Source organism: Paenibacillus sp. S02 (assembly GCF_019454065.1).
In the GTDB taxonomy this organism is placed as follows: Bacteria; Bacillota; Bacilli; order Paenibacillales; family Paenibacillaceae; genus Paenibacillus; species Paenibacillus polymyxa_B.
In genome coordinates this window covers 4,170,779-4,185,589 of record NZ_CP073682.1, presented here as the reverse complement: position 1 = coordinate 4,185,589, position 14,811 = coordinate 4,170,779, and the positions used below count along the sequence as shown (strand labels likewise).

The following is a 14,811-nucleotide window of genomic DNA, read 5'->3' as shown; positions in this document are numbered from 1 at the left end:
CAGTAAATTTAATCCGTTGAGTATGGTTTATGAAAATGGGGTAAATAAGTTAAGAGCTGGCCTTCAGGGGATGCTCAGTGTCGGGCAACTCACTTTGATGGATGACTTTCTTTTTAAAATCCGCTCCATATCGGATAAAAATCCATACCCCGAACAGGATGAAAAAGCCTGCACCAAATTGTAAAGTAGACAGCCTTTCCCCGAGCAGCATCCAAGCTAGCAGGGAAGAAATAACGGGCTCGCCGAGTACCGCCATCGACACCGCGGTGGCGTTAATGTATTTGAGTAGCCAGTTAAACAGGTAATGTCCGAACAGCGTAGGCACAATGGCAAGCAGCAGGAACAGTCCCCATTCCCGTGGAGCGTATCCGGTAAAAGGAATGGCATTGACCACATTATACAGCGCAAGTGAGGTGGCTGCGATGGCGAAAACCCAAAAATTATACACAAACGCGCTCAAATGCTCGCGCAGATGCTTGCCCATCAGCATATGGATGGACACGGCTACCATACCCAAGAAGGACAGTGCGTCCCCGAGCAGGGCTTGTCCCGAGACATGGAAGTCTCCAGCTCCGATGGCCAGTGAGCCGATAAAAGCCATACCCATTCCGATGAGCATAGCACGATTCGTGCCCGTCCGGAAAAACAAAAAAGAACCGAGCATGACAAGGATCGGCTCCAATGTCATAATAACGGTAGAGCTTGCAACGGTGGTCAGTCGCAGTGAGCCCATCCAGAGTAAGAAATGCAGCCCTAGCGCAATGCCGGACCAGAGGATCAGCATCCACTGCTTGCGGGTCAGGCTAAACAGCTCAGTGCGGTATTTCCAGACCAAAGGCAGCATGATCAGATTGGTTAGGTACAAACGGTACATAGCGATGACGGACACCTCGGCTTCAGACCATCTTACGAAGATCGAGGAGAACGAAATAGCGATAATACCTACGATGTACAATAATTCAAAGGAAAACGACGGTTTGTGTGCTTGATTCATGTGGCAGCTCCATCCGTATGGAAGAAAGTAAATACGTCTATGTTCCTTCCATCGGTATCTCAAAAAATTAGGTTTAATACTGCCCATTATACCGTACCTGACATTCCCGTGGTATTAGGATTTTGCAAAATCCTGAGAATATTATAAATGGGAGCAGGAGGTAGGATTTTAAGTGAGATGCTGCGTAGAACTTTTGCTGCACAAGCTCGTCTATCATAGTGGAGGTGGATTTTATGAAAAAACAAAACACATTTTCAATCATACTACTGACTGTAGTGGCAGTGCTGGCTCTGTCAGCCTGTGGAACGAAACCGCAAACCAATAACAACGCACCTCAAGGGGCAGACCAACCGCAAACGCAACAGCAACCGCAAGTTAAACCGGAGCCAGTCGCTGAGCCGGAGGTTAAAAAAGGCACAGGTGTATACAATGGAGCTGCTGACCCGCATACGGTAGAGATTGAAACCAATGGTGAAGCCCAATCCTTCCAATTGGGGGAGGGAATGGACACGGTAATAGCTGGACTTAAAGAAGGCGATACAGTAGCGTTTGAATATAACGAGAAAGCAGTAGAGGGCGACGCGACGGCGAAGCAACTGACTTTAACGAAAATACAAAAAACAGAGGCTGCAAAAGATAGCAGTCAAAACGGAAGTTCCAGTCAAGCAGTAGGCGGGGAACGCTCGAAAACTCAAGCTTTTGAGCTTACCCTTGAAGGAAAGAAGGAAAAGCAGACAGCAACATTGGCAAAAGGAGAGGGATATTCACTGTATGTGTTTGATCCGATGTCCCTGTTTCCCGATCAAAACCGTGTTGCCTTGGCTGTAGATGATAACTATTATGCTGAAATTACAAAGCTGCCCTCCGATTTTAATCTGGATGAGCTTCAAAAAGAAGGCGAAAAGGATCTAGCTTCCATCGGTAAGGTGCAAAAACTGGACAAAGCAGCCATACCTGAAGCGTTATCCAGTAGCCGTCTGTTCTTACAAGCGAGCAGTTCGAAGATGACACAGCAATATATAGTTGTAGAAAATAAAACAGGCGGTTTCATCGTGAAAGTGAACATTCCACAAGGTGAACCTGCTGAAGGATTCGAATCCTTCATTTATACATCGCTGGAGAGCCTGCAAGCTAATAAATAATCCTACTTTGGTATGGGATGGTCGGCGGCTTACAATCATGAATTTAAGGCAGTTTTGCCGCTGGAAATTGTTATTTTAAGGGTTAGGTTAGAGCTATAAGGGTCTAATCTATAATTGCGAGACCTGCACTTTTGTGCTATAAAGGATGAGAGAATAAGATCATTCCGGCTTGCGAAGTCGTATGAAGCGATGAAGGAGTTGTTAGATTTACTATGTCCATCGAAATGAATACACAAGAAGTCATCAACGTGATTAAAAACAGCAAGAAAAAGACGCCTGTTAAAGTATATGTAAAAGGAGCTTTGGCTTCCGCATCTTTTGGCGAGAATGTTCAAGCCTTTATTTCTGGAGACAGTGGTGTTGTATTTGGTGATTGGGCTGATATCAAGCCTGTACTGGATAGCGCAAACGCGAAAGAAGAAGACTATGTGGTGGAAAATGACCGCCGTAACTCTGCTGTTCCTATGCTCGATCTGAAAGGCATCAATGCCCGCATTGAGCCAGGCGCATATATTCGTGATATGGTTGGCATCGGTAACAACGCCGTCATTATGATGGGTGCAGTAATTAACATCGGTGTCACCATTGGTGAAGGAACGATGATTGATATGAATGCTGTGCTGGGCGGTCGTGTTAAAGTAGGTAACATGTGCCACATCGGTGCAGGCGTTGTCCTGGCAGGTGTCATTGAACCACCATCTGCACAGCCAGTTGTAGTAGAAGACGATGTATTGATCGGTGCGAACTCGGTCGTATTGGAAGGCGTGCGAATTGGTAAAGGTGCAGTTGTTGCAGCCGGAGCTGTCGTAACTGAAGATGTGCCTGAATACTCCGTAGTGGCGGGTACACCTGCACGTGTGATCAAACAGGTCGATGATAAGACCAAATCTAAAACTGAGATTTTGAAAGAACTGCGCGTTCTGTAAGAAGGCAAAAGTTTTTTATGTACCAAAGGTGAACGATTCCTTGTCAGAAGCATGATGCACTGACAGCATAACTTAGGGACGAAGCACAACGGACAAGGCTCGGCGGCTGCGCCGGGCTTTTGTCCTTTTGTTCTTTTGCCAGATAAGAGCTGATGAGCTATAAAGAGGAGGCGTAGCAGCAATGAGTACGGTCGACTATCGTTCTTTTGTCCAAATACGAAGAGATTTACACCAAATTCCAGAGCCGGGTTTTGAGGAGTACAAAACACAACAATATTTGCTGGATTATTTGGAAACGCTCCCTCAGGAGCGGTTGGAAATTCGTACATGGCGTACGGGCGTGTTAGTGTTCATTCATGGAACAGCTCCTGAACGCCGCTATGGATATCGTTGTGATATGGATGGTTTACCGATTGAAGAAGAGACAGGTTACGATTTCCGTTCGACTCATCCCGGCTATATGCATGCTTGTGGACACGATTTACATATGACGATTGGATTGGGAATTGTTACTCACTTTGCAAGCCATCCGATTAAGGATGACCTGGTTGTGTTGTTTCAACCGGCTGAGGAAGGGCCGGGCGGAGCCTTGCCTATGCGGGACAGCACGGAGCTGGCAGACTGGATACCCGATGAAATTGTCGCGCTGCATGTTGCACCTGAATATCCTGTCGGTACAATTGCGACTCGCCCGGGCATCCTATTTGCCAATACGTCGGAGCTTTTCATCGATCTGAAGGGTATGGGCGGGCATGCTGCGTATCCACACAAGGCGAATGATATGGTAGTGGCTGCTTGCCAACTGGTGGGACAATTACAGACGGTTGTAGCCCGTAATGTGAATCCACTCGATGCAGCGGTCATTACCGTGGGTAAGGTTAGCGGAGGCACGAAGCAGAATATTATCGCGGAAACCGCCCGTTTGGAGGGTACGATTCGAACGTTGTCAGCCGATACGATGATGCTGGTTAAATCACGGATTGAAGCGCTGGTGCGCGGTGTTGAAGCTGGGTTTGAATGCCATGCAGAGATTCATTATGGCTCAAATTATTTGCAAGTGTACAATGAAGCTCAGGTGACCGAGGAATTTATGAACTGGGTCCGTAATCGGCAGGGTGTGCAGCTTATTGAATGCGGAGAAGCGATGACCGGAGAAGACTTCGGGTATTTTCTGGAGCGAATTCCCGGTCTGATGTTCTGGCTTGGTGTTGATACGCCTTATGGTTTGCATCATGCCAAGCTGGAGCCTGCGGAGGAAGCGATTGGTGTAGCCATTCGTGTGCTGACAGACTATTTTACATGGAAGTCACAAGGGTAAATGATACGCCCTGAATAATTATGTTTAATGAGAAGAATGAAATGGATGAAGTCGAATTTTTGAAGGAGGGTGTTATGGGAGAGCAAACCATCATCCGATTTGAACGGGTGACCAAGCAATATGACAACGATCCCCCAGTGCTGGCGGACGTCAGCTTTGAGATTGAGCGTGGTAAATTTTATACACTGCTGGGTCCTTCCGGCTGTGGTAAAACAACGATTCTGCGTATGATTGCAGGTTTTGCGGAGCCGACAGAAGGCTCTATTTATTTGAATGGAAAACTCATTAATCGTGTTCCAGCCAATGAGCGGCAGGTTAATACGGTTTTTCAAGATTATGCGCTATTTCCGCATCTGAATGTGTTTGAAAATGTGGCCTTCGGTCTGCGCATCAAAAAGATGAACAAAAAGGACATTCAGGAGAAGGTGACACAGGCGTTGTCCTTTGTCAATCTGGAAGGCTACGATGAGCGAGAAATTTCTGAGATGTCCGGGGGACAGCGTCAGCGTGTAGCCATCGCACGGGCTATCGTCAATGAGCCTGATGTTCTGTTGTTGGATGAACCGTTGTCTGCACTGGATTTAAAGCTGCGTACAGAAATGCAGTACATTTTGCGCGAAATGCAGCAGCGCCTTGGAATTACCTTTATTTTCGTTACGCATGATCAGGAGGAAGCGCTGGCCATGTCGGACGAAATTTTTGTCATGAACAAAGGCAAGATTGAGCAGAGTGGTACCCCTAATGATATTTATGATGAGCCGATCAATCGGTTTGTTGCTGATTTCATCGGCGAATCCAATATTGTCCCAGGACGGATGATTGCGGATTACCAAGTGGAATTTAACGGTCGACAGTTTGAATGTGTCGACGGCGGACTACGTCCGAACGAGCCTATTGAAATTGTGATACGGCCGGAGGACTTGGAGATTACGAGTGTGGCTGAAGGCAAGCTACGTGTAAAAGTGGATACCCAATTGTTCCGTGGTGTTCACTATGAAATAAGCTGCTATGATGATTCGGGTCAGGAGTGGCTCGTGCATTCTACCAAAAAGGCGGAGCTGGGCAGTGAAATCGGTCTGCGATTTGACCCGGAAGCGATCCATGTGATGCGGTTCGGGGAAACAGAGGAAGAATTTGATCGGCGTCTGGAAGCCTATGAAGAGGTGGATCAGCATGTCCGGTAATACGAGAGCAGCGTATCTGCTGCCTTACTATTTATGGATTGTGCTGTTTGTGGCGGCTCCAGTTGTACTTGTGTTTTACTATTCACTATTTGATGTGGATGGTCATCTCACCTTCAACAACTATGCTCAGTTTCTGACACCTGTTTATTTGAGCATGACGCTTAGTTCGTTTTGGTATGCATTTCTGATCACATTATTTTCACTGTTAGTTGCTTACCCGGCAGCATATTTGCTCACACGCACCAAGCATAAGCAGCTGTGGCTGTTGCTCATTATTTTGCCGACCTGGATTAACTTGCTACTCAAAACGTATGCTTTTATCGGGATTTTTGGTACCTATGGCCCGGTGAATGCGGTGTTAGGTATGGTTGGGTTGGGTGGTCAGCAATTATTGTTTACCAGCTCCAGCTTTGTGTTTGTGTCGGTTTATATTTTTGTGCCTTTTATGATTTTGCCCATCTATAACGCGCTGGAAGGGTTAAACCCGTCATTGCTGGACGCAGCCCGTGACTTGGGAGCCTCCAAATGGACCGCGTTTCGCAGGGTTATTTTCCCGTTAACGCTTGCGGGTGTGCGATCCGGTTGCATGGCTGTATTTATTCCAGCGTTGTCGCTGTTTATGATTACCCGCCTGATTGCAGGTAACCGTGTGATTACACTGGGGACGGCGATAGAGCAGCATTTTCTGGTTACTCAGGATTGGGGTATGGGCTCTACGGTTGCCGTGTTCCTGATTTTGGCGATGGGGATCATTATGCTGCTCACCTCGGGAACGAAACGGAGGGTGCGGCATGGTAAATAAAAACCGATTCGGGAATATTTATTTGGTGATTGTTTTTCTCGTGTTGTACGCGCCTATTTTGTATTTGATGTACTATTCCTTCAACAGCGGCGGGACGATGCATGAGTTTGAAGGTTTTACACTCCAGTATTACAAAGAGGTGTTTGCAGACACTCGCTTGATCATTATTGTCATTAACACCTTGGTGATTGCTTTGCTGTCGTCTGCGTTAGCTACGATTATTGGCATCATGGGTGCGCTGGCTATTCATCAGATGCAGAACCGTCGAGTCAAAAACACGATGCTGTCGCTCAATAATGTACTGATCGTGAACCCGGACGTCATTATTGGCGCTTCCTTCCTCATTTTGTTCACGATGGTCGGGATTAAGCTGGGTTTCTACTCCGTTTTATTATCCCATATTGCATTTAGTGTGCCGATTGCGGTTATTATGATTTTGCCGAGGTTGCAGGAAATGAGTCCATCTCTGGTCGATGCCGCGCGTGATTTGGGTGCCAGCCGAATTGATGTGCTGACCAAGGTGATTCTACCCTTTATCAAGCCAGGGATTTATGCGGGCTTCTTTATGGCGTTAACATACTCGCTGGATGATTTTGCGGTGACCTTTTTTGTGACAGGCAGTGGCTATTCGACCTTATCGGTGGAAATATACTCACGTGCCCGTCAAGGGGTTTCCTTGTCCATCAATGCGCTATCCACGCTCATTTTCCTGTTTACTGTGCTGCTGGTGGTGGGCTACTACTTTATTATGCGCAAGGCGAATCGTAATGGTAAAAAAGAGCCTGCGGCAGAAATGGGGGTGCCTAGATGAAGTCACTTGTGCGTGTGTTTCTGTCGATTTTCATCATCTCGTTTGGGCTGATGGGGGTGGCCGCATGGCTTAATTCCAGTCAAGGCTACTCCGGTGGTAACACACTGACGGTGTACAACTGGGGAGACTACATTGACCCTGAGCTGCTGGAACGGTTTCAGAAGGAGACGGGGATTACTGTCATTTATCAGACATTTGACTCCAATGAGGCGATGCTGACGAAAATCGAGCAGGGAGGAACTTCGTTTGATGTAGCGGTTCCCTCGGAATATGCTTTGGCTAAAATGAAGCAGGAGCACTTGTTGCTCCCGTTGGACCACAGCAAGCTGCCGAATTTGAAGCATGTGGATTCTCATTTTCTAAATCTTTCGTTTGATCCGAATAACCAATACTCGGTACCGTATTTTTGGGGTACAGTCGGGATTGTGTTTAACCCGGAGCTGACGAAAGGCATTGATTTTCATAGCTGGAACGGTCTGTGGAATCCAAAGCTGCGTAATAACCTACTGTTGGTTGATGGTGCGAGGGAAGTCGTAGGGATGTCACTGAACAGCCTTCACTATTCCTTGAACGATACGAATGAGGCACATTTGCAGCAGGCTTTGACGAAGTTGGAGAAATTAGCGCCCAATGTTAAAGCGGTTGTTGGTGACGAGATTAAAATGCTGCTGGCAAACGAGGAAGCTGCTGCCGGCGTTGTATGGTCCGGTGATGCGTCTGAAATCATGGATGAGAACGAGAAGCTCGATTACATCGTGCCAGATGAAGGCTCCAACTTGTGGTTTGATAATATGGTTATTCCAAAAACCGCTACCCATGTGGATGCGGCCCATAAGTTCATCAATTTCATGATGCAGCCCGATGTAGCCGCTCAAAATGCCGAGTTTGTAGGATACTCCACACCTAATGAGGATGGAAAGAAGTTGTTGCCTGAAGATATCTCTGGCGACGAGCGTTTTTACCCTCCGTCCGAAATTACAGATAAGCTGGAAGTATACAACAATCTAGGCAAGCGCATGCTCGCTCATTACAATGAATTGTTCCTGCAATTCAAAATGCATTTAAAGTAGGGGAGTGGCGTTGGGATTAGGGGTTGGTGCTTTAAAGGTCGCTGCGGTGGCGGATGGTGCTTACCATCGCTGTTAAATTCCGATTTTTTTGATTGAATATTTAAAGGTTAAAATCTCAATTTAAAGGTGCCCGCTCCGCTTGTCCAGCACCATTCCGCCCCCTCCGCTGCACCGTGCTTAAAGGTACGCACCCATTAATCCCTACGCCGATAGCCGGTGGGAGTAGTGGAAGAACGAAAAGGCCTCTGAACCACCTGTACGGGTGCTTCAGAGGCCTTTTTTATGTTTACTCACCGCGCGAGGCGGGTGAGTATTGTACTTCTGCTCCCCTTACTCTACACACATGTTAGCGGAAGGAGGGACTTTAAGGCGGGCAGTGAGCGAAGCGGGCCATTTGAATCTGGAGAAGCGGCAGCGTTCGCCTAAAAGCTTTCCAAAGGAAAGCTCACTTCGGAAGCATACGCTTAGTGGGAATCTTACCTATAAAATGTTTTATACAATTGAAGAATCCCCCAGCAACAGCGATCGGAAGATCAAATGGACTGCGTAGCGCCTCTCCCATCTTAACTCCCTATAACCCTCTAACAAACTTCTCTATTTTATCCAACCCTTGCTCCAGCACATCCTGCCCGTAAGCATAGGACAAGCGAATGTATCCTTCGCCATAGGAAGAAAAGGCATCTCCAGGTACGACAGCCACTCCATGCTCTTCCAGCAGCTTCAAGGTAAAATCCATAGAGCTTAATCCAAAATGCGCGATGGAAGGGAAAAGGTAAAAGGCTCCCTCGGGTTTCTCCAGCGGGATACCCATGTCTGTCAGCCTTCCATGTACATAATCACGACGCTTGCGGTATTCCTCACGCATCGGGAGTGCATCATCGACACCAACAGTCAAGGCTTCCAGGGCAGCATATTGGCTAATCGAGCTGGCACAGGTTACGTTGTATTGATGGACTTTGACCATGTGCTGTGTAATTTCAGCGGGTGCAAGTGTAAAACCAATGCGCCATCCCGTCATGGAATGTGATTTGGACAGACCGTTGATGACGATGGTGCGCTCACGCATACCTGGCAGAGTTGCAATGGACACGTGGGGGGTATCGTAAATCAGTTCACTGTATATTTCATCCGAAATGATAAACAGATCACGCTCCTTCAGTAAATCCGCGACCGCTTCCAGCTCTTCACGGCTCATCACTCGTCCGGTTGGATTCGAAGGATATCCGAGAATGACTGCTTTTGTCCGTTCGGTCAGATAAGGCTCCAGCACCTCGGCCGTGAGCTTGAAGCCGCTACTGCGGGTATCGGCAAACACAGGAATGCCGCCTGACAAACGGATCAATGGCTCGTACCCTGGGTAGATCGGCACTGGCAGAATGACTTCATCGCCGGGTGACAAAATCGTGCGTAAGGTAATATCCAGCGCTTCACTGGCTCCGTTCGTTACGATAACCTCATCCTGTCCACGGTAATTCAGGCCGTATTTACGAGCTACAAACGTCGCTGCGGCTTCTCGTAATTCCGGCAGTCCCGGATTAGGTGTGTAGGAGGTGCGTCCTTCGTTAATCGCCCGATGGGCAGCTTCCATAATATGCGCAGGGGTAGGGAAATCCGGCTGTCCGATCGTTAATGACAGGGTTCCGGGTAATGCGGCAACTTTGTTGGCGATTTTGCGGATGCCGCTGATTTGAATGTTTTTAACCTGATCGTTAAGCAAATGCTCCATAGCGTATGTGCCACCTTTTTCTGTATTAGAACAAGTTTACAATAATTTGATCTGAATATGCTACGGCAAGAAAAATTCATTTACATAATTAAGGTACTAAATTGACTAATTTATGGTATCTTAAAAGATGAATATATTTGTAAGCGGAATCATAGTAAAAATGGAGAGAGGAGTATCTTCTGATGAAACAAGAATACATAGTAAAAATATTATCCACGAAATTAAAAAGGTTCGGGATCACATGGCTCAGTGCCATACTGGTGCTTTCAGCTGGAGGGCCGGTAGGGTTGTCCAGTGGAAAAGCTTCGGCAGAGCCTGCATCTTTTGCAGGAAAAGAGGTGCAACCTTCACCCGTAACTGTAGGGGCAAGTGTATATGCAGATGTCTATTTTCCTAAAAAGCTTCGCATCCACGATGTACAGGGGGCAGCACACCGTTCTCCATATGAAGGACAAAAAGTAGCGGATATTGAAGGCGTTGTCACGATGGTGAAGGGGAGCAGCTTCTATATCCAAGAGTTGGATGATCAAGTGGATCAGGATGAAAAAACATCCGAGGCCATTTTAGTGTACAAGCCTAGTCACGGTGCACAGGTAGGGGATGAGGTGAGGGTTAGCGGTTCGGTGAAGGAATACACGGAAAGAACATATGCAAGTAAGCCAATCGACTTGACGACCACAGAAATTGTGGCTTCTTCGGTTAAGGTAATTGCCAATGACCGTCCATTGCCAGCTCCAATTTTGCTAGGTGAACAGGGACGTGTGATGCCGACATCTGTTGTGGATAATGACGGAATGACGGTGTTTGATCCACAGGAGGATGGCTTGGACTTTTTCGAAAGCCTAGAAGGCATGCGTGTAGAGTTGAAGGATGCCACTGTGATTGGTCCTTATGGCTATGAAATTCCAGTCCGAATTGATAACGGTCCAAACACAGGTGAGGTTGTAACGGAGGCAGGCGGACTCATGCTGACAGAAAGAAGTCTGAACCCGCAACGGATTCTGATTGATGCGAAGCCTTCGACACCGTTGAAGACAGGCGATCGTTTTGCGGGTCCTATCACAGGTGTGGTGAGCTATAGCTTTAGCAATTATAAGCTGCTGCCAGAGCGTCTGCCGGATGTTGTACCTGGCGGCCTCCAGCCAGCCAATACGCGTTTGATACGCGATGATCGTAAGCTGACAGTAGCATCTTTTAATGTGGAAAACTTCGATCCCGGTGATGGAAAACGTATTGATCAGCTGGGGCAGGCTATCGCCGTAAATTTGAATCATCCGGATATCATAGGATTGCTGGAAGTGCAGGATAATAACGGTGAGAAGGATGATGGCACCACAGACGCTTCCGAAAGCTTCCGCGTGCTCATAGAGGCGATTCGTGCTCATGGAGGCCCGAAATACGCTTTTACAGATATTGCCCCTGAAAATAATAAGGATGGCGGTGCCCCCGGTGGCAATATCCGTGTTGGCTTCTTGTACAATCCGCAACGTGTTACGCTGACCGACAAGCCCAAGGGGGATTCAGTTACGTCTGTCACTTATGGAGTGCAGGGACTCTCTCTCAACCCGGGTCGGATTGATCCCCTGAATGTGTCATTTGAAGACTCGCGCAAGCCGTTGGCCGCTGAATTTGAGTTTGAAGGCCAGCAGGTGATTGTGGTCGCTAACCATTTTAATTCCAAAGGGGGCGATCAAGCGCCATTTGGAGGAATTCAGCCGCCTGTGCGAAGCAGCGAAATACAGCGTGCGAAGATTGCAACGATTGTGAATGGCTTTGTAAAGTCGGTACTGCAAGTGAACCCTAAGGCCAATATGGTGGTGCTCGGTGACCTGAATGATTTTCAATTTTCTGAAACGCTGGCTTTGCTACGGGGGCAGGAATTGACCAATCTGATTGACAATTTGGATGAAAAGGAACGGTACTCCTATGTTTATGAAGGTAACTCGCAAACATTGGATCATATGCTGGTCAGCCCGTCACTGAGCAAAACATCCGTGCTGGATATCGTTCATATGAATGCGGACTTTAGTGCGGCAGACGGGCGGGTAAGCGATCATGATCCGTTGGTTGCGCAGATAGATTTGCCGCGCAAAACGGAAGAACCACCGACAGAGGGTGGGAGTGGCCGAAATGACGATGATGATGAGGATCAGCAGGATAACGAGGGAAACGGTAACACTGGAAATGGCAGTAGCGGTAACGTGAATGGAACAGTAAATGGGCAGGGTCAGACTGCCAGTAGTGAACCCAATGGAAGCAGCCTGTCTGGTACAAATGTGGTGCAAGTTAAGTCTGTAATGACCGGAGTGGAGCAAAACGGACTGAAAAAGGCAGTTGCTCAAGTAACGGCTGCTGAAATACAAAAGGCCATTCAAAATGGCGTGAAGGGTACGCTTGTGATCCGTGCAGGGGAGCAAGTAGAAGCGAGGACGTATGAGATTCTTTTAAGCGGAGAAGCTTTGGGAGCCGCCTTGAACGGCCGTATTCGTACCCTTCGAGTGGAAACGCCACAAGGTGGATATGAAGTAGCAACAAGTCGTTTGTCTCTTCAGAAACTGGCTGATACCTGGCAGGTATCTGTAAAACAAATTTCCTTGAATTTTTCCATCACTTCGAACGAAGAACTGGCTAAACACTTGGATGTTCCGACAGGGCGCAAACTGTTACAGGCTTTGGATATCGCCGCTGAGCTGAGAAACGAGGATGGACGGAAACAGCTTTTGGCAGGAAACGGAGACTCTGGTAGTGGGTATGAACGTTATCTGTTACGTGTTCCTGGAACGGGCGATGCAGACCAGCTTGCTGTAGTGAAGGTATCGACTAACCAAGCCGGACAGCTATCATATACCCCCGTTCCTTTTCACGCTACGAGTGAGGAAATAACCGTGTATGGACGTTCGGGAGGGACTTACGCTGTGCTTGATGGCGGGGCTTCTGGTGAAGTCAGATCGTTCATGGATATATCCGGCCATTGGGCGCAGCAAGACATTACACGGTTGGCAACTCGCCTACTTGTGACGGGGACCCATTCAATAGCGTCTACAGCTAGTTCGACTCGTGAAAGGGACTTAGCGAACGTGCATTTTGAGCCTGAAGGCCAGGTGCGACGCTCTGAACTGGCAGCGATGCTGGTTCGGGTGCTTGGACTGGAGCATACAGATCGCACGCTGACGAGCTTTGACGACGTTCAAACCGAATCGTGGTATGCGGATTCCGTACGTACCGCAGCAACAGCCGGGCTGATCAACGGCTATGCTGACGGAAGCTTCCGTCCTAATACACCGGTATCGAGGGAGGAACTGGCTGTGATCATAGAGAGAGCCTTGCGCTTCGCTGGGAACACAGAAGAAGCAACTACAGAAGAAGCAACAGGAAGTAAATCCGTGTCATTATCGGATGCGCAGGAGATCTCTACATGGGCAGCTCCGGCTGTGAAGACTTTGTCTGGACTAGGTATTATGAAGGGAGACGAGAAAGGCCATTTTGGCCCGGCTACATCCGTGACGAGGGCAGAAGCAGCGGTTGTATTATCACGCACACTGGATAAGCTACATTGGGAATAGGAGACTTTACTATACAAATGTCAGATTGATTGACTTTATACGATAGTTAAGTTATCTTTTGAGGTAGTATGATAAAGTAGAATGAATTACGAATGAAGAGGTGAAATGTCGTGGGAGTAACAGCTAAACAAATTTTTGTGAATTTGCCAGTTAAAAACCTGCGACAGTCCATTGATTTTTTCACTACCATCGGATTTTAATTCAGCGCTCAGTTCACTGATGAACATGCAACCTGTATGGTTGTTAGTGAGCATATTTTTGTCATGTTATTGGTTGAAGAACGTTTTAAAGCGTTCACGACTAAAGAAATTTCAGATGCCACAAAAAGTACAGAAGCGATTGTTGCCTTATCGGTAGAGAGCCGAGAAAAGGTAGACGAGATCGTCCACAAGGCTTTGGAAGCGGGCGGCAAGCCCTCGAACGAACCTCAAGATCATGGTTTTATGTATGGATGGAGCTTTCAGGATTTGGATGGTCATCTGTGGGAGTTCTTTTATATGGCAGAGCAGTAATGGAAATAAGAATGATGAAGTAAACGAAGTATTATGGAAAGTAAGCTATCCTCAAAAGATAGTTTGCTTTCTTTATTGTATGTTATCGAACTCATCGGGAGGAATCACAATGTCTAACGAAATGAGAGTCTACCCTGTTCAAGCTCTGAGCGAAGCCCTGGCAGATTCACTGAGTCGACTGTTAATCGACGTGGTTGCAGACGGTGCATCTATAGGTTTCTTACCCCCATTAGGTTATCAGGAAGCAGCAACTTATTGGAACAATGTACTTGAGGACGGTGTAGTTCTGTGGATTGCTGAGAAGGACGGAGTACCTGTAGGGACGGTACAGCTTCATTTGGCTCAAAAAGCTAACGCTATTCATCGTGCGGAAATTGCAAAGCTTATGGTGCATCCGTCCGGACGCAGACTGGGGATCGCACGACAGTTAATGAAGGTAGCGGAAGAAGAGGCACTAAGTCAGGATAGAACGTTACTGGTGCTCGATACACGGGTGGGTGACCCCTCCAATGGACTATACGAGTCGATCGGGTTCGTAGAAGCTGGTGTTATTCCGGGTTATGCTCAATCAGCTGATGGTCAGCTTCACGCCACTCGATATTATTATAAGCCATTAAATCTGTATTCTAGTCATAGCTGAGCATTTACCGAATAAGTGTGGTATATACGGGTAATCATAACTTGTCCGAGGATTACATAGCTTTTTCCGCGTTTATTCGACTGGAAAAGCTCGGGAATAGAAACGTATAATAAAGAGGGGATC

12 protein-coding genes and 1 pseudogene are annotated in these 14,811 nt (G+C 47.4%); 11 read left to right on the top strand and 2 right to left on the bottom strand.

Annotation, left to right across the window (positions count from 1 at the left end; translation table 11 throughout):
• Window positions 1–49 precede the first annotated feature (49 nt).
• Window positions 50–994, bottom strand: coding sequence for a DMT family transporter (locus KAI36_RS18540; protein WP_053325833.1), 945 nt, complete (start codon window positions 992–994; stop codon window positions 50–52).
• Between the two features lie 233 nt (window positions 995–1,227).
• Between KAI36_RS18540 and KAI36_RS18535 the strand changes: the two genes are divergently transcribed.
• The 8 genes from KAI36_RS18535 (at window position 1,228) to KAI36_RS18500 (ending at window position 8,797) form a co-directional block, all read left to right on the top strand.
• Window positions 1,228–2,136 carry a hypothetical protein gene (locus tag KAI36_RS18535; protein WP_220025677.1) on the top strand — a complete coding sequence of 303 codons (909 nt, stop codon included), beginning with the start codon at window positions 1,228–1,230 and terminating at the stop codon, window positions 2,134–2,136.
• A 212-nt stretch (window positions 2,137–2,348) separates the two neighbouring features.
• Window positions 2,349–3,062, top strand: a complete 714-nt coding sequence (gene dapD / locus KAI36_RS18530) for a 2,3,4,5-tetrahydropyridine-2,6-dicarboxylate N-acetyltransferase (protein WP_013311259.1) — start codon at window positions 2,349–2,351, stop codon at window positions 3,060–3,062.
• Window positions 3,063–3,243: 181 nt separating this feature from the next.
• Entirely contained in the window at window positions 3,244–4,380 is a 1,137-nt protein-coding gene (locus KAI36_RS18525; protein ID WP_220025676.1) for an N-acetyldiaminopimelate deacetylase, read from the top strand.
• 74 nt (window positions 4,381–4,454) lie between these two features.
• Window positions 4,455–5,564: an ABC transporter ATP-binding protein gene (locus KAI36_RS18520; protein WP_220025675.1), complete on the top strand. Its 1,110-nt coding sequence runs from the start codon at window positions 4,455–4,457 to the stop codon at window positions 5,562–5,564.
• Window positions 5,554–6,366, top strand: a complete 813-nt coding sequence (locus tag KAI36_RS18515) for an ABC transporter permease (protein WP_220025674.1) — start codon at window positions 5,554–5,556, stop codon at window positions 6,364–6,366. The genes KAI36_RS18520 and KAI36_RS18515 overlap by 11 nt, the downstream gene beginning before the upstream one ends.
• Entirely contained in the window at window positions 6,356–7,177 is an 822-nt protein-coding gene (locus KAI36_RS18510) for an ABC transporter permease (protein ID WP_220025673.1), read from the top strand. The genes KAI36_RS18515 and KAI36_RS18510 overlap by 11 nt, the downstream gene beginning before the upstream one ends.
• Window positions 7,174–8,247: an ABC transporter substrate-binding protein gene (locus KAI36_RS18505; protein ID WP_220025672.1), complete on the top strand. Its 1,074-nt coding sequence runs from the start codon at window positions 7,174–7,176 to the stop codon at window positions 8,245–8,247. Before KAI36_RS18510 ends, KAI36_RS18505 begins: the two co-directional genes overlap by 4 nt.
• A gap of 376 nt (window positions 8,248–8,623) precedes the next feature.
• Entirely contained in the window at window positions 8,624–8,797 is a 174-nt protein-coding gene (locus KAI36_RS18500) for a hypothetical protein (protein ID WP_220025671.1), read from the top strand.
• Between the two features lie 21 nt (window positions 8,798–8,818).
• On the opposite strand, the gene KAI36_RS18495 is transcribed toward KAI36_RS18500, so the two are convergent.
• Window positions 8,819–9,973, bottom strand: a complete 1,155-nt coding sequence (locus KAI36_RS18495; RefSeq protein WP_220025670.1) for an aminotransferase A — start codon at window positions 9,971–9,973, stop codon at window positions 8,819–8,821.
• 182 nt (window positions 9,974–10,155) lie between these two features.
• Between KAI36_RS18495 and KAI36_RS18490 the strand changes: the two genes are divergently transcribed.
• The 3 genes and pseudogenes from KAI36_RS18490 (at window position 10,156) to KAI36_RS18480 (ending at window position 14,688) form a co-directional block, all read left to right on the top strand.
• Window positions 10,156–13,536 carry an S-layer homology domain-containing protein gene (locus KAI36_RS18490; protein ID WP_220025669.1) on the top strand — a complete coding sequence of 1,127 codons (3,381 nt, stop codon included), beginning with the start codon at window positions 10,156–10,158 and terminating at the stop codon, window positions 13,534–13,536.
• A 110-nt stretch (window positions 13,537–13,646) separates the two neighbouring features.
• A pseudogene (locus tag KAI36_RS18485) lies at window positions 13,647–14,048 on the top strand (VOC family protein).
• A 109-nt stretch (window positions 14,049–14,157) separates the two neighbouring features.
• Window positions 14,158–14,688 (top strand): GNAT family N-acetyltransferase, encoded by a 531-nt coding sequence (locus KAI36_RS18480; protein ID WP_220025668.1) that lies wholly within the window; start codon window positions 14,158–14,160, stop codon window positions 14,686–14,688.
• The last annotated feature ends 123 nt before the right edge of the window (window positions 14,689–14,811 follow it).

What these genes read in the sequence shown, in the direction of transcription:
- KAI36_RS18540 (WP_053325833.1), bottom strand. Translation starts at nt 994, where the DNA reads ATGAATCAAGCACACAAACCGTCGTTTTCCTTTGAATTATTGTACATC.
- KAI36_RS18535 (WP_220025677.1), top strand. Translation starts at nt 1,228, where the DNA reads ATGAAAAAACAAAACACATTTTCAATCATACTACTGACTGTAGTGGCA.
- dapD (WP_013311259.1), top strand. Translation starts at nt 2,349, where the DNA reads ATGTCCATCGAAATGAATACACAAGAAGTCATCAACGTGATTAAAAAC.
- KAI36_RS18525 (WP_220025676.1), top strand. Translation starts at nt 3,244, where the DNA reads ATGAGTACGGTCGACTATCGTTCTTTTGTCCAAATACGAAGAGATTTA.
- KAI36_RS18520 (WP_220025675.1), top strand. Translation starts at nt 4,455, where the DNA reads ATGGGAGAGCAAACCATCATCCGATTTGAACGGGTGACCAAGCAATAT.
- KAI36_RS18515 (WP_220025674.1), top strand. Translation starts at nt 5,554, where the DNA reads ATGTCCGGTAATACGAGAGCAGCGTATCTGCTGCCTTACTATTTATGG.
- KAI36_RS18510 (WP_220025673.1), top strand. Translation starts at nt 6,356, where the DNA reads ATGGTAAATAAAAACCGATTCGGGAATATTTATTTGGTGATTGTTTTT.
- KAI36_RS18505 (WP_220025672.1), top strand. Translation starts at nt 7,174, where the DNA reads ATGAAGTCACTTGTGCGTGTGTTTCTGTCGATTTTCATCATCTCGTTT.
- KAI36_RS18495 (WP_220025670.1), bottom strand. Translation starts at nt 9,973, where the DNA reads ATGGAGCATTTGCTTAACGATCAGGTTAAAAACATTCAAATCAGCGGC.
- KAI36_RS18490 (WP_220025669.1), top strand. Translation starts at nt 10,156, where the DNA reads ATGAAACAAGAATACATAGTAAAAATATTATCCACGAAATTAAAAAGG.
- KAI36_RS18480 (WP_220025668.1), top strand. Translation starts at nt 14,158, where the DNA reads ATGTCTAACGAAATGAGAGTCTACCCTGTTCAAGCTCTGAGCGAAGCC.